This is a genomic window from Massilia horti, from assembly GCF_004614195.1.
Taxonomy (GTDB): domain Bacteria; phylum Pseudomonadota; class Gammaproteobacteria; order Burkholderiales; family Burkholderiaceae_D; genus Telluria; species Telluria horti.
In genome coordinates, this window is the sequence record NZ_SPUM01000135.1 from 1 (window position 1) to 19,393 (window position 19,393).

The 19,393-nt window shown below is 59.4% G+C and carries 15 protein-coding genes; 12 read left to right on the forward strand and 3 right to left on the reverse strand.

The features are described from left to right. Positions 1-184 precede the first annotated feature (184 nt). On the reverse strand, positions 185-2,461 hold the full coding sequence (locus E4O92_RS20565) for a polysaccharide biosynthesis tyrosine autokinase (RefSeq protein ID WP_135191533.1): 2,277 nt from the start codon (positions 2,459-2,461) through the stop codon (positions 185-187). Between the two features lie 16 nt (positions 2,462-2,477). Continuing rightward, complete coding sequence (locus E4O92_RS20570) at positions 2,478-3,590, reverse strand: polysaccharide biosynthesis/export family protein (protein WP_229483620.1); 1,113 nt, start codon at positions 3,588-3,590, stop codon at positions 2,478-2,480. A gap of 300 nt (positions 3,591-3,890) precedes the next feature. On the opposite strand from E4O92_RS20570, the gene E4O92_RS20575 reads away from it, so the two are divergent. The 9 genes from E4O92_RS20575 to E4O92_RS20615 all read left to right on the forward strand — a co-directional run bounded on the left by E4O92_RS20575 (position 3,891) and on the right by E4O92_RS20615 (position 16,036). Continuing rightward, the gene (locus E4O92_RS20575; RefSeq protein ID WP_135191535.1) at positions 3,891-5,204 is read left to right on the forward strand and encodes a family 1 glycosylhydrolase; all 1,314 of its coding nucleotides are present in this window, start codon (positions 3,891-3,893) and stop codon (positions 5,202-5,204) included. A 12-nt stretch (positions 5,205-5,216) separates the two neighbouring features. Further along, entirely contained in the window at positions 5,217-5,954 is a 738-nt protein-coding gene (locus E4O92_RS20580) for an SDR family NAD(P)-dependent oxidoreductase (protein ID WP_135191536.1), read from the forward strand. 149 nt (positions 5,955-6,103) lie between these two features. Further along, positions 6,104-7,402: a phenylacetate--CoA ligase family protein gene (locus E4O92_RS20585; protein WP_135191537.1), complete on the forward strand. Its 1,299-nt coding sequence runs from the start codon at positions 6,104-6,106 to the stop codon at positions 7,400-7,402. Positions 7,403-7,978: 576 nt separating this feature from the next. Continuing rightward, on the forward strand, positions 7,979-10,822 hold the full coding sequence (locus tag E4O92_RS20590; RefSeq protein WP_135191538.1) for a TonB-dependent receptor domain-containing protein: 2,844 nt from the start codon (positions 7,979-7,981) through the stop codon (positions 10,820-10,822). 439 nt (positions 10,823-11,261) lie between these two features. Next, positions 11,262-12,470: an RtcB family protein gene (locus E4O92_RS20595; protein ID WP_135191539.1), complete on the forward strand. Its 1,209-nt coding sequence runs from the start codon at positions 11,262-11,264 to the stop codon at positions 12,468-12,470. A gap of 42 nt (positions 12,471-12,512) precedes the next feature. Further along, positions 12,513-13,460: a hypothetical protein gene (locus E4O92_RS20600; RefSeq protein ID WP_167759848.1), complete on the forward strand. Its 948-nt coding sequence runs from the start codon at positions 12,513-12,515 to the stop codon at positions 13,458-13,460. Between the two features lie 148 nt (positions 13,461-13,608). Continuing rightward, positions 13,609-13,725, forward strand: a complete 117-nt coding sequence (locus tag E4O92_RS25520) for an SEC-C metal-binding domain-containing protein (RefSeq protein ID WP_370660019.1) — start codon at positions 13,609-13,611, stop codon at positions 13,723-13,725. A gap of 327 nt (positions 13,726-14,052) precedes the next feature. After that, on the forward strand, positions 14,053-15,417 hold the full coding sequence (locus E4O92_RS20610) for a tyrosine-type recombinase/integrase (protein ID WP_135191541.1): 1,365 nt from the start codon (positions 14,053-14,055) through the stop codon (positions 15,415-15,417). After that, the gene (locus tag E4O92_RS20615; RefSeq protein ID WP_135191542.1) at positions 15,386-16,036 is read left to right on the forward strand and encodes a hypothetical protein; all 651 of its coding nucleotides are present in this window, start codon (positions 15,386-15,388) and stop codon (positions 16,034-16,036) included. The genes E4O92_RS20610 and E4O92_RS20615 overlap by 32 nt, the downstream gene beginning before the upstream one ends. A 50-nt stretch (positions 16,037-16,086) precedes the next feature. Here the strand turns inward: E4O92_RS20615 and E4O92_RS20620 are convergent, their stop codons facing one another. Then, positions 16,087-16,674, reverse strand: coding sequence for a recombinase family protein (locus E4O92_RS20620; protein WP_135191543.1), 588 nt, complete (start codon positions 16,672-16,674; stop codon positions 16,087-16,089). Positions 16,675-16,945: 271 nt separating this feature from the next. Between E4O92_RS20620 and E4O92_RS20625 the strand changes: the two genes are divergently transcribed. The 3 genes from E4O92_RS20625 to E4O92_RS20635 all read left to right on the forward strand — a co-directional run bounded on the left by E4O92_RS20625 (position 16,946) and on the right by E4O92_RS20635 (position 18,754). After that, positions 16,946-17,443 carry a ribbon-helix-helix domain-containing protein gene (locus tag E4O92_RS20625; RefSeq protein ID WP_135191544.1) on the forward strand — a complete coding sequence of 166 codons (498 nt, stop codon included), beginning with the start codon at positions 16,946-16,948 and terminating at the stop codon, positions 17,441-17,443. Beyond that, a complete protein-coding gene (locus tag E4O92_RS20630; RefSeq protein ID WP_135191545.1) occupies positions 17,440-17,787 on the forward strand; it encodes a hypothetical protein in 348 nt (115 codons plus the stop codon). Before E4O92_RS20625 ends, E4O92_RS20630 begins: the two co-directional genes overlap by 4 nt. Before the next feature lie 64 nt (positions 17,788-17,851). Continuing rightward, positions 17,852-18,754: a hypothetical protein gene (locus E4O92_RS20635; protein WP_135191546.1), complete on the forward strand. Its 903-nt coding sequence runs from the start codon at positions 17,852-17,854 to the stop codon at positions 18,752-18,754. The last annotated feature ends 639 nt before the right edge of the window (positions 18,755-19,393 follow it).

Below are 19,393 nucleotides of genomic sequence, written 5' to 3' on the forward strand. Positions count from 1 at the left end.
GGTCCTGGGGCGCGGCGCCGGTTGCTGCGCTTTCGGCGCGCCCATCCGTCAGCTTGGCGTGGATCTGGTCGGCCAGCCCGCTGCGTCGTGGCCAGGTCGCGCAGCCCGGCTTGTGCGGCTCCGGTGGGCGCCGGATCGCGTCGCGCACCCGGCCCCACGGCGCGCACCGAGCGCCTGCGACGCCTCAGCCCGTATACTCCAGCTGGGCCGCATAGCCATACTCGCGGCCGTACGCCTGCAGGCGCAGCGGCATGTCGTTGAACAGCACGCCCTGCGGCGAGATGCCGGCGTGGTTCAGGCGCTTGATCGACTCGTTGATCTCGGCCTCGGTCGTCACCCCCGAGCGCGCGATGATGAACACGGCGCCGGCGTGGGCACCGATGATGAGCGCGTCGGCGACCGGCAAGATCGGCGGCGGGTCGAGCAGCACCAGGTCGTAATCGGCGCTGACGGCGTCCAGCAGCTCGCGGAAGTTCAGGTTCAGCAGGAAGTCCGAGCGCTTGCGCGGCAGTTCGCCGGTCGGAATGAAGTCCAGGTTCTCCAGCACCTCATGATGGATCACCTCCGCCACCGGCAGCGCCCCGGTAATGGCGCGCGACAGGCCGCGCTCGCGGCCGATGCCAAAGTAGCGGTGCAGCTGCCCGTTGCGCAGGTCGGCGTCGACCAGCAGCACCCGTTTGCCGCTGGCCGCGACCACGGCCGCGAAGTTCGCCGCCACGAACGACTTGCCAAGGCCGGGCGTGGCGCCGGACAGCATCACGATGTTGTTGCGGAAGTGGGGCATGGAGAACTGCAATGCCGCGCGGAAGCTGCGCAGGCTCTCGATGGCGACGTCTTCCGGCAGTTCCCTGGCCAGCAGCGGCAGCGGGCCGCCCTCGCTCTTGAGCTTGCGCATCATGCGTTCCTGGTTGCTGCTGTGAGGAATGGTCGCATAGACCACCCGCGCCTGCAGCATGCGCTCGATCCGTTGCGGGTCGTCGATGCCGCCCTTGATCGCCTTGCGCGTGAAGGCCACCAGGGTCCCGAGGAACAGCCCGGACACCACCGACAGCGCGACGATCAGCGGGCGGTTCGGCTTGATCGGGCTTTCCGGCGCCATCGGTGCATCGACCAGCCTGACATTGCTCACCCGCCCCACCGAAATCAGGCGCAGCTGCTGGGCGGTGTTGGACAGGGCGGTGTACAGGTCGGTGTTGACCTTGATGTCACGGGTCAGGCGCGCCTGGTCCTGCTCCAGCCCCGGCAGCGCCTTGATCCGCGCGGCGATCTGCGCGATTTCGTCGTCGACCTCCTTGCGTTGGCGGTTGATCGCCGCCACCAGCGGGTGGTCCTCGGTAAAGCGGGCGAGCAGCTCGGTCTTTTTCTGGATCAGCTCGATGCGCCGCGCGCGCGCCGCCGCGGCCTGGGCCAGGCTCATCTTCGCTTCCTCGTTCAGGTCGACGGTGCCGTGGGTGTTGCGGAACTGGTTGTAGCGGTCTTCCGCCTGTTCCAGCTGGTGCTTCAGCGCCGGCAACTGCTCATTGAGAAAGGCCAGCGACTTCTCGGCTTCCTCGGTCTTGCGCGCCAGGTTCTGGCGCATGTATTCGCGTCCAATTTCGGTCAGCAAGCTATTGATGCGCTTGGGATTGTCCCCCTGCATCTTCACTTCGATCACCCCCGACTGCTTGCCCTGTTCGGCGATGACGAGGGCATTCTGGATCGACTGGATGGTCGCCAGGCGCGACGCGCGGCTCAGGGTGAAGATGGCGCCCGGCCTGGCCAGCATTTTGTCGACCTTCAATTCGAGCACGCCATCGGCGGTCGGGACCCGGTAGAGCTGGCCGACCTCGCCCTCGATCACGAGCGGCTGGTCACCGCCAAAGAAACGGAACCGGTTGTCCGGGCGCGCCAGCAGAGTAAACTGCCGCCCCTGCCAGGCGTCGGGCACGTCGAACGCCGATACCTCGGCCTTCTCGCCGCCCCACACGTAACCGCCGTGGCCGAAGAGGCCAGGCTCGGACAGCTGGTTGGCGTTGCGGTTGGCGAACCAGAAGCCGACCAGCGGGAAATACTTGGGCTTGACGTTGAGGTACAGCTGGAGATTGTCGACCGCGCGCGAGATCACCATGCGCGAGCGCAGCAGCTCCATCTCGGCAATCGCCGCCTTCTTGGTTTCGAACAGGGACGACGCTTCGCTCAGGATGTTTTTCGCAGCGTTCGGGCTCTCTTCCTCGACGTGGATCATCAGGTTGGCTTCGTACACCGGCTTGGCCACCAGCGCGTACAGCACCGCGGCCAGGGTGATCAGGGCCGTGATGGCCCCGATCAGCCAGCGGCTGTCGTAGAGTGTGTTGATGTAGCTTTTCAGGTCGATCGCCGGCTCTTCCGATGCCGGATCCATCGGCGACTCGAACGGGATCGACCGGATGGGTGGGCTGTGGACGACTTTGGTCAGGGAGTGGTGTTCGCCGGGGGTGCTCATGTAACGCTCCGTTTGCTCAAGGCTTGGTGATGCTGAAGGCCTGGGTCAGCGCGCCCGGGAACAGCAGGCTCAGGCTCCTGTTCCAGTTGGCCAGCGGCGAGGCGGCGACATAGACCACGTCCTTCGGCCGCAGCTCGAACGCCTCGGCCATGGCGAGCGAGCCGGTGTCGCGCGCATCGAGCCGGAACACGCGGGTACGCTCGGGGGTCTTGCGCACCACGTAGATCTGGCGCGTGTCGCCGCTGAGCGGATTGATGCCGCCAGTCTCGCCGAGCGCCTCGTTCAGCGTGAGACGCCCGTCATGCATGGTCAGCGCCCGCGGGCTGATCACCTCGCCCGACACGAACACCTTGCTCTCGTCGCGCGAATGCACCCGCACCACGTCGCCCGGCGCCAGCATCACGTTGCCGGGGCTGATATTCTTCTGCACCAGCTCACGCAGGTTGATCGTATAGCGCTCCTCGCCGCGCTCGAGCGTGATGCGGCTCTGGTCCGCGGTCGGTTGCAGGCCGCCGGCCCGGTTGAGCGCCTCCATCAGCGTCATCGGGATGTCGTTGATCGCTTGCAACCCCGGGGACTTGACCTCGCCGTCGATGTAGACCCGTTTGCTGCGATAGGCCAGGACCCGCAGCGTCACGTTGGGGTTGGCGATGTACTTGGCCAGCTTGTCGGCCAGCTGCGTGCGGGCCTGCTCCTCGGTCAGCCCCTCCACCTTGAACAGGCCGGCGAACGGAAACTGGATGCGGCCCAGGTGGTCCACCACGAAGCCCTGGGGGGTGGCATTGGCCGCGTTCATGGCGGCGATGCCGTTGTCGCCATTGGCAGTGGCGGCCGGCATGCCGGCGCCGGCCAGCTCGGGGTGGTCCCACACCACGATCGAGAGCACATCGCCGCTGCCGATCACGTACGGCGGAGGATTGCTGACGATCAGGCGCGACAGGTCCTGCGCGGCGTGCTGACCGTTCTGTTGCCGCTCGGCCTGAATCAGTTGCTCGGTGATCAATTCAGTCGGCGGGGCCGCGTTCTCGCCCCCCGCTGAATCGGACGAATTGAAATGTAGCGTGGAAGCGCACCCGACCAGCGCCAGCAAAAGGAGCGGAGTGGAGCGCAGCAGCAATGCAATACTCATAGAAAATTTCATGGTAGCGCCTATCCGAATGGTCCCTGCGTTGCGGCTTTCAGGCTCAGGGTAAGGCGTCCGTCCAGCTCGGCTTTGCTGCACCTCAAACGCACTGTTCAATCGGGACGGGCTGGCACAGACCATGCAATGATTGACGAAATTTTAACGAAAGCCCTTGCTTCAACGCATCTTCCGGCTGCCTTCCGGCCCCGCTACCCGGCAGTGCCAGTTGGTGCGCACGCTACGTAGCGTGCGAGCTCGACACAAGCAAGCGGGCTAGAATGAAATCCCGCGATAAAAGGAGTCGCCATGGCCGCCCCAGGATTCATATTTGCGACGGGTATCGAGAACAGCGCCCCCACGATCCAGCATGGACGCGTGCGCATGGACGAAATGGAGAAATGCGGCCATTACCGCCACTGGCGGCTCGACTTCGACCTGGTGCAGGAACTGGGATTGAAAGTGCTGCGCTATGGCCCGCCCCTGCACCGGACTTTCCTGGGCCCGGGGCGCTACGACTGGGAATTTGCGGACCTGACGTTCAACGACCTGCGGCTGCGCAACCTGGCCACGATTGTCGACCTGTGCCACTTCGGGGTGCCGGACTGGATCGGCAATTTCCAGAATCCCGATTTCCCGGAACTGTTCGCGCAATACGCCGGCGCGTTCGCCCGGCGCTATCCATGGGTCCAGATGTACACCCCGGTCAACGAAATGTCGGTGTGCGCACTGTTTTCAACCTTGTACGGCTGGTGGAACGAACAGGAGCGCACCGACCGCGCCTACGTCACCGCGCTCAAGCACATCGTCAAGGCCAACATCCTCGCGATGCACGCGATCCTGGCGGTGCGGCCCGATGCGCTGTTCGTGCAAAGCGAATCCTCGGAATACTTCCATGCGGAGAGCCCGGCGGCGATCAGCCCCGCGGAATTTCGCAATTCGCGCCGATTCCTTTCGCTCGACCTGAACTACGGGCGCCGGGTCGACTCGCAGATGTACGAATACCTGCTCGACAACGGATTGACGCGCGACGAATACCATTTTTTCCTGAGCCACAACCTGAAGCATCACTGCATCATGGGTAACGATTATTACCAGTCCAATGAACATCACGTGACGGCGGATGGAACCACCTATCCGTCCGGTGAAATCTTCGGTTATGCGCTCATCACCCAGCAGTATTACAACCGCTACCGGCTGCCGGTCATGCACACCGAAACCAACCTGAGTGAAGGACCACGCGGCGACGAAGCGGTGCGCTGGCTGCGCAAGGAATGGGCGAATGTGCTGCGCGTGAGGAATAACGGTGTTCCGCTCGTCGGTTTCACATGGTATTCGCTGATCGACCAGGTTGACTGGGATAGCGCGCTGACGCAAAACAAGGGCAATCCGAACGCGCTGGGGTTATACGACCTGAACCGGAATATCCGGCCCGTCGGCATCGCCTACCGGGAACTGGTACGGGACTGGATGGAAGTACTGCCGACCAAGAGCGTCTGCCTGCAGGTGCCGATTGTTATGCCTTACGAGTACGACGTCAATTCGAGCGGAGCCGAATGGAGTGGTGCCGGCGGTGTGGAAAGCGGACCGGCAGCGCCCAATTCGGAGGCGAACACACAATAGACGGAGACTGCCATGCGATTTACGGGAAAGGCTGCCATCGTCACCGGCGCCGCCAGCGGCATCGGCCTGGCTGTCGCGACCAGACTGGCAAACGAAGGCGCCAACGTAGTGCTGGCCGATATCGATGCGAACGGCATTGCCACGCTCGAGCAACAACTGCTCGCGGCCGGTTGCCAGGGCGTCTTCTGCAGTCCATGCGACGTGTCGGACGAGGACCAGGTCCAGCGCGCCGTCGACGCGGCGATCGGCCGTTTCGGACGGCTCGACATCGTGGTCAACAATGCCGGCATCATGGTGTTCAAGCCGATCGAGCTGCAGACCAAGGATGACTGGCTGCGCGTGCTTGGCGTCGACCTGCTCGGTGCATTCTTCTTCACCAAGCACGCATTTCGCGCGATGACGCATGGCGGCGCAATCGTGAATGTGTCCAGCGTACACGCGGTCGAAACCGAGCCGCTGATCGCGCCCTACGCCGCAGCCAAGACGGCGCTGGTGTCCCTCACCCGTTCAGCCGCGCTCGAAGGCAAGCCCAAAGGAATCCGGGTCAATGCCGTGCTGCCCGGCGCGATAGACACCGATATGCTGTGGTCGAACCCGAACGTCAAATCGGGCCAGGAAAAAATCGCTACCAACGACGTGGGCAAGGCGGAAGATGTGGCCGCCGCCATCCTGTACCTCGCTTCCGATGACGCCGCCTTCGTTCAGGGGGCGATGCTGCGCGTCGATGGCGGGCGGCTCGACCGCCTGTAGCACCGCGCACGCCAGGCGCAGCCTGATACGGCGCCAGTAATGGCGTGCTCATCTCTTTTCCTGCTATTTTGCGCAGCATCAAGCCTTGACTGATCAGCCGGAACAGAATCGTGTTCAGTTCAATCTGAAGCGGAAAAGGAGGCACAGTCATGGGATTGGCATTGCGCTACCGCCTGATTGACCTGGCACGGGGAACCCGCTCCGTCGCGCTGCTGGCGACCCTGCGGCGGCAGCAGTTCGCCAGCGAGTCGCAATTGGCCGCCAGCGGGAGGGATGCGATCGAGCGCTACTTCGCGGCGCTGCGCAAGGCCGTGCCCAGGTTCCGGGATGTGGCCAGTTTCCATGACCTGCCGATCATCGACAAGCGTTTCGTCAACGAGCACCGTGACGAACTGATGAATCCGGATTATCGCGGCAAGACGATTCGCAAAAAAACCGGCGGATCAACCGGCGAACCGCTCGTCTACTACACCGGCACCCAAACCCAGTCGTACCTGTGGGCGGGACTGATGCTGGCGTGGGAAGCCGCCGGCTACCGGCTGGGCGACAAGGTGGCATCGCTGGCCGGCTCGGCCCTGTACGGCACCGGTCCCAAGCAAACGCTGTACTACCAGCTGCTGAACGTAACACTGATGTCGGCGTTCGACATGTCGGCCGAGCGCATGGAACAGTATGCGGCCCAACTGAGCTCCGGCGGCTACCGGCTGTTGTACGGTTATGCCTCGGCCATTCATCGTCTGGCGCGGCACCTGCTCAATCAGAAGCGCACGCTCAAGACCAAGCTGCGCGGCATCGTCTGCACGGCGGAGATGCTCACGCCGCCAATGCGCACCGATATCCAGGCTGCCTTTGGGGTTCCCTGCCACAGCCAGTATGGATGCCATGAGGCCGGGGTTTCGGCCTTCGAATGCGAACTGCGCAACGGGTTCCACCTGCTCTCGCCGCGCGCCCATGTCGAGGTGCTGGCCGATGGCAGGCTGATCTCGACCGATCTCAGCAATGATGCGATGTTCCTGCCGCGCTATAACACGGGCGACCTGGTACGCATGTCGGGGCGGCTCTGTCCATGCGGCCGCGGCTTGCCGCTGATCGATGAGATTATCGGGCGCCAGAACGACATCGTGGTCGATCCGCATGGCGGCGCTGTCCACTCCGAATTTTTTACGCACCTGTTCCGGGAAGACCTGCGCATCCATGCATTCCAGGTGAGCTTCGATCGGCACGCGCTGGTGGTCAACTTGCACCTGCCAGCCAAACCGGCCGATGAGCTTGCCGCCATCGCCAAACCGTATCGTGACCGCATCGCGAAGTCACTGCAGTTTGAAACGCTCAGGATCGTGTTCAACCAACCTTTCATCGCCCAGGCCAACAGCAAACATCGCTTTGTCGTCCGGCTGGACCAGGTCGCGAGCGAGCACGCGCTCGACAGCGAAGCGGCGACGCCCTGACCCTCTACCTCACGGAGGACGCCGCCGACGTTGGTCAGCGGAAAAGATAATTTCGCTCTAGTCCTGGTCGATGTGTGCTTGGGAGCAAACCTCGACTGCGGCTGTTCGACTTCTGACTTCGCCTTCTATTCTCCGCAGCTGATTGCCGGTCCGATCGTTCACTATTCGGCGCTGGCTGTTTGCCCCTGGCTGGATCACCCCTGATCAGCTTTATCTGGTTATTCCAGATACCTCCCCCGTTTGACAGTATTTCCGGCAAACATCGCAAGATCTAGACCTCGGTCGTCATCCACATTGCGCGATCTAAACGACTTAAATAGGTAACCAAGCTGTTACCTAAAGTCAACGCCTGCATTATTCCGGTGAAAGCTGTTACATAAAGACAACAAACGCATCATTCCGGTGCAAATTTGCAACTGTTGACGGTTTACGTATCGTATTGTATGCCTCGTGTTGCGAAATGTAACACCGTATCCAACAGGATGGATGACAACTTTGTTCATATGGGGAGATGGAATGATTCAAGAGAAGACTTTGGCACGTGCCGTAAGGTTAGTTGTATCAGGAGGCTTATTGATGGGCGCCAGCACTTTCGCGCTGGCCCAGCAACAAGAAGGCAAAATCGAGACGGTGCAAATTACCGGCACCCGCATCACCACCCCTGGCGCAACATCGAATAATCCGATTTCATCCATTTCCGCAGAGGAGATCAAAGCTGCCCAGCCAGTGGCGGTGGAAGAATTCTTCAAGGGCTTGCCGGCCGCTGTGCCAGCTGTGGGTCCGGGCACCAATAACGGTACCGGCGGCGCTGCGACCATCGACCTGCGTGGGCTGGGCACCAACCGCTCCCTGGTGCTGATCAATGGTCGCCGCATCGTGCCGTATAACCTGAACGGCGTGGTCGATACCAACGCCATCCCGATCGCACTCCTGAACCGCGTGGACCTCGTCACCGGTGGCGCCTCGGTGGTGTATGGCGCGGACGCCGTGTCTGGCGTGGCGAACTTCAACTTGAAGCGCAACTTCACTGGCGTAGACCTGACGTCCTCCTACGGTGTGTCCGGCGAAGGTGACGGCAAGCGCCACCGAACCGATTTGACCGTGGGCGCCAAGCTGGACGACAACCGCGGCAATGTGGTCATGTCCCTCGGCAAAACCAAAGTCGACCCAGTAACCCAGGGTTCCCGGCCCTATGGCATGACTAACCTGAACTCGGTGACCGGTGCGCCGACGGGCTCGGAGACGGGCGTGCCTGCCGGCTTCTCCACCGGCCAGGCCACGGGCGGCACCAGCACCCTGTCCGGCAAATGGCAGATCGACCCGGCCAGCGGCAAGCTGGTACAGCCTCTCGTGCCTTACAACACCAATCCGCTGAACTACTACCAGACCGCCCTTGACCGCAACCAGGTGACGGCCCTGGGCAATTACAAGATCAACGACTGGGTTGAAGTGTATTCCGATGTCTTCTACACCAGCAGCAAGGTCGCCTCGACCCTGGCGGAATCGGGCACCTTCGGCAACACCTTCCAGGTCCCGATCGGCAACCCCTACATGCCGGATGCGATGCGCCAGCAGCTGTGCGATCGTCGCGCCATCAGCGCCGCTAACTGCGTGGTCGGCAATGCCACCATGGTGCCACTGTTGGTCGATCGTCGCTTCGTCGAGTTGGGCCCGCGCTTGAACAACTTCGACACCAGGACCCTGCAGTACACCGTGGGCCTGAAGGGCGACCTGCCGTACGAATGGAACTATGATGCCTACTTCAGCCGCGGCATTTCTGACCAGACCCAGACGCGCCAGAATTGGGGCTCGTTGTCCAAAGTAGGCCAGGCGCTGAACGCCCTGTCCAAGACCTCCTGCGTGAACCCGGCCAACGGCTGCGTGCCGTTGAACGTGTTCGGCGCGGCGGGTTCGATTACTCCGGAAATGCTGAAGTTCATCAACTTGTCGGCGCTGCTGATGCAGTCGGTCCAGCAAGACGTATCGGCGATCAGCGTCTCGGGTGACCTGGGCCAGAAGATCAAGTCGCCGTGGGCTGACAATCCGATCGCCATGTCTCTGTCGGCGGAGCAGCGCAAGATGATCGCCGGCACCCAGTCCGACAGCGCATCCCAGATTCAGGGCGAAGTGCTGGGCACCGGCGCGCCGTTGCCTGACCGCAGCGGCAGCTTCCGGATGCGCGAAGAGGCGATCGAACTGGCCATCCCGGTCGTGTCCAAAAAGCCGTTCATCGAGGCCCTGAACCTCGAGGCGGGCTACCGCCACACCGAGTTCACCACTGTCGATTCGCGAAGCTACGGTAGCTGGAAGGGCGGTGGTGAGTGGCAGCCGGTCAAGTCGCTGCGCTTCCGCGGCATGGTCCAGAAAGCGACCCGTGCACCGAACGTGAACGAACTGTTCGCGCCGCAGGTGACGGGCCTGTCCAACTTGGCGGTGGACCCATGCCAGGGTAACCGCATCAACAAAGCCGATGCCAACACTGCGGGCACCTTGTCCAATCTGTGCCGCCTGACCGGTGTGCCAGCGTCCGAAATCGGCAGCCTGCCAGCGCCGTCTTCCGGTCAGATCAACTACCTCAGCGGCGGCAACCCGAACCTGGGGCCTGAAGAAGCCAAGACCAAGACCCTGGGCCTGGTTTGGGAACCGGTGTCGCGCATGATGGTGTCCCTGGACTGGTACAAAATCAATATCGACAAGGCAGTGTCCTCGCCGTCTACAACCGACATTCTGGACGGCTGCTACAGCGCCGCCCTGAATCCGGGCCTGACGATGAACACGGCGTGTGGCATGATCGGCCGGAACACCCTCAACGGCACTTTCAACGGCGTTGAATCGCGCGGCGTGCTGACCCCGCAGTCCAACCTGGGCACCCAAAGCACTTCCGGCTGGGATCTGAACGCAGCGTACCGCTTCAATGCCAATCAGCTGGGCCTGGACAGCAAGTGGGGCAACTTCGACGCGTCCTTCATGTATACCCAGGTGCAGAGCTACAAGTTCCGTGCGACCCCGGCCTCGATCGAGCGTGACTGCCTGGGCCACTATTCCGTGGCCTGCGCCAACATTGTCAATGCACCGGTGTTCAAGCGCAAATTCAACCAGCGCGCCAACTGGAACCTGGGCAGCTTCAGTGTGGGCTACAACTGGCGTTATATCGGCGCCGTCGATGTGGAACCGGGTGCCACGAAATTCCTGCCGGAATTCTCCCACATCAAGGCCTACAACTACCTGGACCTGAGCGGCGTGTATAACTACAACAAGCACGTGCGCTTCAACGTGTCGGTCAATAACGTGGCCAACAAGAAGCCGCCTATCGTCGGCGGCACCATTGGCGGTACTGGCCCGAACAGTGGCAACACGTTCCCGCAGACCTACGACGCTATCGGCCGCTACTTGACGTTCGGCGCGTCGGTCAAGTTCTGATCGCAGCATAGGGTAAAGCGGTCCTTTTGCAAGCTCCGGGCTTCGGCCCGGGGCTTTTTTCTTGATACAGGAACGCTTGGGATTCGTGATCACAGCTCTTTATCGACATCCGCAGCGCGCAGCGTTGTCCTTTTGTCACACCTCGATCCATCTCAATACAAACCTATTGACAGCGTTTCATCACGTCCCGCAGAATCACACCGCATCATTTTTTACCAACGAATTTTTCGCGAAAGGAACGGCCATGCCACGTACGGCTATCAACAATTCTCAAGACAGATAGCCCCGCGCAACGCTGCTCGGGGCCAGGCACTCATGCCTCCTCGAGCCGGCCGTTCCCTTCAGAACCCGGTGAGGAAACTCGCCGGGTTTTTTGTTTTTCGGAAGGCCCACTTCCGACACAAGAACGCCGGCATAACGAACTCTCGAAGGACAAGTTATGCCCATCGTACAAACACTGCACAAGGGACGGGTCCCGGTGCACATTTACACGGACGAGATCGACCACTCGGCCCTGCGGCAACTGCTGAACATAGCAGGACTGCCCATTGTTCATCCGTATGTCGCGGCAATGCCTGACGTACACGCAGGCATCGGCGCCACCGTTGGCAGCGTGATCCCGACTCAGAGCGCAATCATTCCGGCTGCGGTCGGCGTCGACATCGGCTGCGGCATGAATGCCGTACGCACCACGCTGACCTCAAGCCAGCTGCCCGATAACCTGGCACGTCTGCGCAGCGCAATCGAAGGTATGGTGCCCGTCGGTTTCGAGCAGCACGCCTGGGACAAGGTGCGCGGATCGGCACATGCGCGCGTCGGCCGCCCTCTCAACGACAGGCTCGACCGCATAGTGGCGAAGCACAGCGGCATTATGAAAATGCAGCACAAGTTCGCACAGACCTGGATCTGCCAGCTCGGCACGCTCGGCGGCGGCAATCATTTCATCGAAAACTGCCTCGACGAGGAGCAGCGCGTGTGGATCATGCTGCATTCGGGATCACGCGGCGTTGGGAATGTGATTGGGCGTTACTTCATCGCGGCTGCACGCAAGGACATGATGCGCCACCAAATACATCTGCCGGACAAGGACCTGTCCTATTTCAGCGAAGGGTCGCCACTGTTCGATGATTACGTCGAAGCGGTCGAGTGGGCGCAGGATTACGCGCTTATCAACCGGCGCGAGATCATGCGGCGTGTAGTCGACGTGCTGACGCAGCAACTGCCGCCATTCAAGCTCGACGGTGAAGCGATCAACTGCCATCACAACTACGTTGCGCGCGAAACGCACCGTGGCGAACGCTTGTTCATCACGCGTAAAGGTGCAATCTCGGCGCGGCAAGGCGAGCTCGGGATCATCCCCGGCAGCATGGGCGCGAAGAGCTACATTGTGCGCGGCAAGGGTAATCCGGATTCGTTCTGTTCATGCTCGCATGGCGCAGGACGGCGCATGAGCCGCAGTGAAGCCAAGCGCAGTTTCAGCCGCTTCGATCTCGCCGCACAGACGGAAGGCATTGAATGCCGCAAGGACGGCGGCGTGGTCGACGAGATCCCGGCCGCTTACAAAGACATTGACACGGTCATGCAGCATCAGACCGATCTGGTAGAGGTCGTGCACACGCTGCGCCAGATCATCTGTATCAAGGGATAACTATGAAGCTGATTAGCAAACCCAGCAAACCGCGTAACCCGCATGCAATTGCTGCGAAGCGGCGAAATGCGGGTGCACATGGAGCATATCTGGCCGGACGCAGGCAGCGGCGCAATGAGAAACAGGCGTTGCGCTCGCTGGTCATCGGCCAAAGAAAAGAAGGCGGACACGATGCGTGAAGATATGTTCAAGGTCATCGTGGAGCGACCGCGTCTCGTCAACAGTAACGGCTACAGCCGCGACGGGCGCAAGTACCGCAATCACGAAGAAACACCCAATCATTTGGGCATGAAGCGCGGATACAACTTGAAGAAGTGGCTCAACGAGAATTTGGCACCGTTGCGCCGCTACCTGGAAAAGCAAGTGAACCGTCCTTGGAACAAGGTCTACGGTGAGATCCGCGCAACGATTGATCCACGCAGTACGGTAAAACTGCACGTTCTCCAGCACATTGATGACTTCGTTGCGATCGATACCCACTGGGTAGAAACAGCGTCCGGAGGAAAGATCATCATCCGTGGCCAACGGTGGCCACGGAAGGACGTGCCGCTGGAGGAATCGCGCATGATCCTCTACGTCCATCCTCGAACAGGCATTTTGCTGCGCAATCGACACTATGTCTCGTACGACAAGCGACGGCGGCTGGAACGCGAGGCAGCGCAAACCGGAAAGCTGGGCGTGCGCCGCATGATCAGCGACGACGAACAATTGCACTTAATTGGCGGGATCTGGTACCGCGTCACCCTGGGAGTCTTGCCCCCAGCGCGAATGCGGATAAGGCAATCAGGAAGCGAAATTCAGAAGGAGACTGTCAACCACGCATGCTGGGACGTTGTGCGCAAGGTCTGGGTGTCGCGCCAAGACGGGCATATCGACGCCAAAGACGGGCAGCCAAGCAACTTCGAGCTGTATGGCGACCCGAACAAATATGCCGTGTCAAAACAACAGCTTAATGCGCATGAGCTCAGGAATTACGGATTAAAGACATAGCGCAATCTGTAAGCCAGACGTCGTTCCACGTTTAACTTAACCCATCAGGAGGTCATCATGAAAAAAGAACACATCGACCAGATCTGCTTTCGAAATCACCAGCAAGCGCAGGAAGGGATTCCCGTCTGAAACGCAGGTGAAACGCGGCATGCGATTCGTGCACGGGAATAAGGAACTCTTGGAAAAGCTGGGCCGTAACGATCCCTGCCCCTGCGGATCCGGGCAGCATTTCAAGAGGTGCTGTCTGAAATCTGGGCGCTTTTGACGGTGCGAACAGAGAGGAATATTTCCGCTAGGGCGCGAGCGTGGCGGTGATGCTCCGCAGAGGAGTGACCGCGCTGCAACTGCTCTGTTGGCCTGCCCAGCAGGGTTCGAACCTGCGACCCTCAGCTTAGAAGGCTGATTAATAAGACATATATGTTGCTTGAAATTTATTTACAGAATCGAAAAATATACTAAAAATCAATGACATAGCAAAATGCAACTGTAGTGCCGACATTGAATGGCATTGAACAAAATTGAGCAAACTGGATTACAAATAGCTTACAATCCCTGCTTTTTATTACAAGCAACAGCTTGTGCAGGGTGAGCAGTGGCTAAGATAAGACTTACAACAGGCAAGATTGCCACCTTCGTTTGTGGCGAGAAGCAATTGCAGGCATTTCTATGGGATCAGTTGGCACCGGGGCTAGGTGTACGAGCCAACCCCGGCGGCGCAAAGTCGTTCATGTTTCAGTCCAAACTTGAGGGAAAGCCTCTAAGGATAACAATAGGAAACGTTGAAATTTGGACAATCGAGGCGGCACGCACCGAAGCACGACGACTCCAGACCATCATTGATGGCGGCAGAGACCCGCGCAAGGTAAAAGCGGACGCCATCGCAGCAGAGCAAGCGCAACGAAGCGCCGACGCAGCCGCCGCAGCATCTGAGCGAATCGAACAAGAACGGCAAAGTGTAACGCTTGGCCAAGTCTGGCAAACCTACATTGATGACCGCAAGGCAAAATGGAGCGAAGGCCATCTTGCAAACCACATCAACCTTTCAGCTCCTGGCGGACAAGTCAAAAAGCGCGGTAAAGGGCTGACCGTAGCAGGCCCCCTAGCGCCCTTAATGAACGTTCCACTATCGGACCTAACAAGCGACCGTATCGCGAGCTGGCTGGCCTTAGAGGCCGAAACACGGGCCACCAATGCCGCCCAGAGCTTTCGCATTCTGCGCGCATTCATCCGTTGGGCCGACGACACCCCGGCATACAGCGGCATCATTCCACCCGGCGCTTACAGCGCCCGCAAGGTACGTGATGCCACACCGAAGAGCGAAACCAAGAAGGATGACAGCATCCAGCGAGAACAACTGCAACTTTGGTTTAAAGGCGTGAAGCAACTTACGAATCCAATCCGCGCCGCTTATCTGCAAGCCCTTCTGTTGACCGGCGCGCGGCGGACCGAGCTAACCGAACTGCTGTGGGACAACGTGGACTTCCAATGGCAAACGCTTTACATTGGCGACAAAATCGAAGGTATGCGAACCATTCCGCTGCCGCCCTACCTCTCACAGCTTCTTGCCACCCTGCCCCGCAAAAACAAGTGGGTCTTCTATAGCTCCAGGTCGGAATCAGGCCACATCGAAGAACCGAAGGACGCCCACGCCAAAGCCCTTACTGCTGTCGGCCTGCCTCACGTCACGATACACGGCCTGCGCCGCTCTTTCGGCACGCTGGCAGAATGGCTTGATGTGCCGATTGGCGTTGTTGCCCAAATCAACGGTCACAAGCCCAGCGCCTTAGCCGAAAAGCACTACCGCCGCCGCCCAATCGACATCCTGCGGATGTGGCACGTGAGGATTGAGTCCTGGATACTGGAACAAGCCAAAATAGACCCGCCAACGCAGCCGAATAGACCTACCAACGCAGCAGAAGTAAGAGATGAAAACAGTACCGCCGTACCCTGCCCCTGACTGGGATGCTTGGTTGCATGTAGAAAAAATCCGCAAATTGGACGCGCTTTGCCTCAGCATGAATATATGTCCACAAGTGGCGAACGAAGACTACGGAATTATTGATGCAATGCGCGGGGACGAGGACGAAGACTCGGGCGGTCCTCGCGTGGATGACATCGCCGCCGTAATCACATTCCAGCGGCGACGGTTTGCCATGCGCGAATTGCCCAATACCTTAACCCTGTCGCAATTCCTGGCATTCGCAAAAAAGTTGAAATGGAACATGCCGCCGGAACTTGCACCGGAAGCAATACAGGCAAAAGATCACCCGCCCCCATCAAGCCCAGTCAGAGGGTACGGCACTGCCCCGAAGGAAGTAGGCCGAAGTGATGAAACGACAATTAAGGAACCAAGTAATGCCGATTCAGGAGAAACCTTCCCATCAATTGACCTGGACACGCGAACGCATGTTTCGACAGCATGTGCCGCCTTTTGGCTAGGCAGAAAGCCGCAAACGCTGCTTATGTGGAACTGTCATGGAACCGGGCCAATGCGCCCTATCAAGAGCGGACGCCAACTTATGTGGCCGGTGGACGAAATCAGGAAGCACCTGAGACTTAAATCGAAAAAGCCCTAATTGCTTGATCCAGTGCCAGCAATCACATATTGCTGGCGCTGGTTGGCGGATCAGGCCGCGACCCTGCAATACCGCTTCACCGTCGCCTCCGACAAACCGAACTGTTCGGCAGTCTGTCGGAAGCTCGCCTTGTTCGCATCACGCCACGCCACCACCGCCGCCTTGTCGCCCTTCACTGGCCGCCCCATGCTGTCCTTGCCCTTGTGAGTCTTGCCGGTAGCCGCAAGCGACGCGATTGCCGTTACCCGGCCCGCTGCCGTGCGCGCAATGATTTTTTCACGCTCCATGTTCGCCACCTGCGCCAGCACGGCCACGATAAGCTCACCGACACCGCGACCGATCGGACCCAGACCGTGAACGTCCACCGTCACACCCTTGTCGATCAACTTGCGCACGGTCATTTGAATGTCGATGGCATCACGGCCCAGACGGTCTACAGCGTAGACGAACAGGGTGTCGCCTTCGCGAACGAACTCAAGCATCTTGGCAAACCCAGGACGATCAGCAGCAGGCACCGCGCCAGACACGCCCTCATCTTTGAACTCTTTATCGAATGTGCGACCACCCGACAGCGCGGCACGCTGCGATTCGATGGACTGGTCATTGGTGGAAACGCGATAGTAGGCGATGTTGCTCATGTTGAATTGTCCCGCAAAAAAAGCTCAAAAGTTATGAGTCACATTATGACACAGATCATAAGCATTGAACAGTAACTTTTGACACAAGCAAAACACCTGTTTTTGCCCGGTGTCATTAGTTACAAGTATTGCGCTAGACAAAACAACAATGCGCGCCCCTTCACCAATCTTATAGCCCATTAAACCAAAAATACAGTTTAGGCAACATTGGTTGCGACTGTCTTTCTAGGTATGTATATTCGTTTCCAGTCAATACACCAGAAAGAATTACATGATCGAAGTAAAACAAACCCGCGGAATCACCCTGAACGACGGCAAGAAAACGAGCCTGCACCTAGAGTCGGCAACGTGGGCCGCCATCGACTACATTGCAGCCTGTGAGGGTCGGAAGTGGACACGATGGGCAAGTGAAGTTTTGGAGGCGAACCCGGCCGCAACCAATTACTCCAGCGTCATCCGTGCTGCCGTCGTGGACTACCTCCTAAGTCGCCAACTGGAGGCCGATCAGGCGATGCATACTCAAGTGCTGGACGAAGATCACGAGATTGTCGGCAGCGAGTATTACCGCCTGGACGACGAGGCACTACAAAGCGAACTGGACGCTGCACGCATCACGCACCGCGATAGCTCCTTTAATGGCTTCGAAGTCATCGCAGGATATCGCGGCATTCCGGGCGACCCGCCAGCGCCCTTCCTGTGCATCCGTAGCGCACTGCGCGGCGATTTGCACGCCTTCATCGTCCAGACCGATCAGGAAGCGGTCCAATGAGCATGATCGAGGTAAAGGCAATGACCGCGCCCGAAACGGCCGCATTCCTTCGTCAACAGCTTGGCCCCATCGTCGCATGGGATGATTGGTTGAGCGACCGACGGCGCGGTCGAGGCGATCCGCTGGCAGACTTTGATTTGCAACCGTGCGCCTCCCTGAAAAGCCGATGCCGCCGTCCTGTGTATGCCATTAAGGATATTGTCGAGTTCATCCGATCAGTACGCCGACGCCACCCGACAGCGCAACCGGGCATCAAGCCGAGCGTCCTGACCATCAAGCTAGACAGCGAGGACTGCCGCAGCTGGAGAATGAGGCCACCGACACCAGCGTGCGCGGCGGCATAGACTCACGACAAAAAAATCACGCCATAGCCGGGAAGCTGGCGTGATTTTAGTAATGAACAGTAGCATGAACTATAGCATTTTCCGCTTTGAAGCCGTCGTTGACTTCATCGAGGTACGGATTCACACGACGACCCGAAATCAAGGCTGGAAGATCAAGGGCGCGCTGGCGCTGCACGGCATTTCATACGTCGAGCCGGTACAGCCAGACGCCGCAGGATGGTCATCGCACTTTAGGATAAAGTTGTACGACCTGAGAACCCACGCCGCCCTGCAATCGAAGCTCGCCAGCATTGAGAGCGAATGCCCGTTCGCCAGCCCGCCAGTCGTCACCATGATCGAAGTCGCCTTCGATGGCTACCTGAAAGACCCAGCCGCGCCCACCAACCACAATCACCTCGCAGCACTGGCGGCGCGCATGGCCTACCAACTGGCGGCACCAGTCAGCCCCAACAGCCGAATTTACCGGGATGGCAAAGGAGGGCCGACCGCACTACCCCGCACACTGGAAGCAATTGAGCGCAAAATGGTCGAGGGCTGGAATGTCGGCTTTGGGGACAAGACCGCCGACCAGTACCAGCACGGCTACCTGAAAACGACCGACCACAACAAGAAGCCGATCCCGGTCGAGATCCACCGCGCACGCTTTGAAATTCGACTTGCTGGCGCTGCCCTACCGGACCAAGACATCGACTCTTGGAAGAGCTTCAAGTTCGAAAGTTTGGCCCCGTACATAAGCTTTAGAAAAGCAGACCCGACCGCCGACCAGATGCAACAGGCCATCATCGCCGGGTACGCTGACCGGGCAAGCCACCGGAAAGCAATCCCCCGGAAAGACAGCAGCAACACCCGCGCCCACATCATGCCGGCCGATACCGAACTGAATCAGATAGTAAAGAGGCAACTGCAACACCTGACGAGGCGCTGGTCATACGTGCGAAAATCCGCAAAAATTAGCACCAAAAAATAGCATTCTTTTAACGTCGCAAGCAACCCTCTTCATAGGAGAAATCCACATGGAGACGAGTCCGCTTCTAATAACTACATTAGCTTTACTACCATCCCCTCACAGACGACCGAACCCGCCTGGAAAAACAGACCCCAACAGGGCGAAGCCAGACTTATCCGACTTACATACCCCGCCACCTCCACCACAAGAGGCCCCATACCGGCAGACCTAAACAGGGTGGGTAGTCTTAGAAAAAAAGCACTTTTCCCTGATGCCCTTCATTGAACAGCGCACCCACTTTCCAAAGCGATCCTTATATAAGAATCCAGAGCAATAAGCCGTTCGTTCCTTCAATCGAGCTTGCCCCAAAACTCGACTACGCGGCGATCAGTTGCCGGTTATTGTCCGAAGGGTATCCAAAGAGTTACCGGAAGCGCCGATGCTGCTGGCGCTGGTTGACGACAAGCTTGGGTCAGTCATGTCTAGGCCGCCATCGCGTATGATCACGGCACACGCGCCAACTACTCGCCGCGCCTGGCACGCAATTAACGGCGAAGCCGCGCGTTATCCGCCACGACGCCAACAAGAGTGATGGTAAGTAGTGCCCCACGCATCGTTCCCGAGGCAATGCCAGAATGCCCAAGCGGCCATAATTTGCCG

Excerpts from the sequence above, each read along its gene's own strand:
- E4O92_RS25520 (WP_370660019.1), top strand. The coding sequence starts at position 13,609 with ATGCGATTCGTGCACGGGAATAAGGAACTCTTGGAAAAGCTGGGCCGT.
- E4O92_RS20565 (WP_135191533.1), bottom strand. The coding sequence starts at position 2,461 with ATGAGCACCCCCGGCGAACACCACTCCCTGACCAAAGTCGTCCACAGC.
- E4O92_RS20625 (WP_135191544.1), top strand. The coding sequence starts at position 16,946 with ATGATCGAAGTAAAACAAACCCGCGGAATCACCCTGAACGACGGCAAG.
- E4O92_RS20595 (WP_135191539.1), top strand. The coding sequence starts at position 11,262 with ATGCCCATCGTACAAACACTGCACAAGGGACGGGTCCCGGTGCACATT.
- E4O92_RS20620 (WP_135191543.1), bottom strand. The coding sequence starts at position 16,674 with ATGAGCAACATCGCCTACTATCGCGTTTCCACCAATGACCAGTCCATC.
- E4O92_RS20600 (WP_167759848.1), top strand. The coding sequence starts at position 12,513 with ATGCAATTGCTGCGAAGCGGCGAAATGCGGGTGCACATGGAGCATATC.
- E4O92_RS20585 (WP_135191537.1), top strand. The coding sequence starts at position 6,104 with ATGGGATTGGCATTGCGCTACCGCCTGATTGACCTGGCACGGGGAACC.
- E4O92_RS20630 (WP_135191545.1), top strand. The coding sequence starts at position 17,440 with ATGAGCATGATCGAGGTAAAGGCAATGACCGCGCCCGAAACGGCCGCA.
- E4O92_RS20570 (WP_229483620.1), bottom strand. The coding sequence starts at position 3,590 with ATGAGTATTGCATTGCTGCTGCGCTCCACTCCGCTCCTTTTGCTGGCG.
- E4O92_RS20580 (WP_135191536.1), top strand. The coding sequence starts at position 5,217 with ATGCGATTTACGGGAAAGGCTGCCATCGTCACCGGCGCCGCCAGCGGC.
- E4O92_RS20635 (WP_135191546.1), top strand. The coding sequence starts at position 17,852 with ATGAACTATAGCATTTTCCGCTTTGAAGCCGTCGTTGACTTCATCGAG.
- E4O92_RS20590 (WP_135191538.1), top strand. The coding sequence starts at position 7,979 with ATGGGCGCCAGCACTTTCGCGCTGGCCCAGCAACAAGAAGGCAAAATC.
- E4O92_RS20615 (WP_135191542.1), top strand. The coding sequence starts at position 15,386 with ATGAAAACAGTACCGCCGTACCCTGCCCCTGACTGGGATGCTTGGTTG.
- E4O92_RS20575 (WP_135191535.1), top strand. The coding sequence starts at position 3,891 with ATGGCCGCCCCAGGATTCATATTTGCGACGGGTATCGAGAACAGCGCC.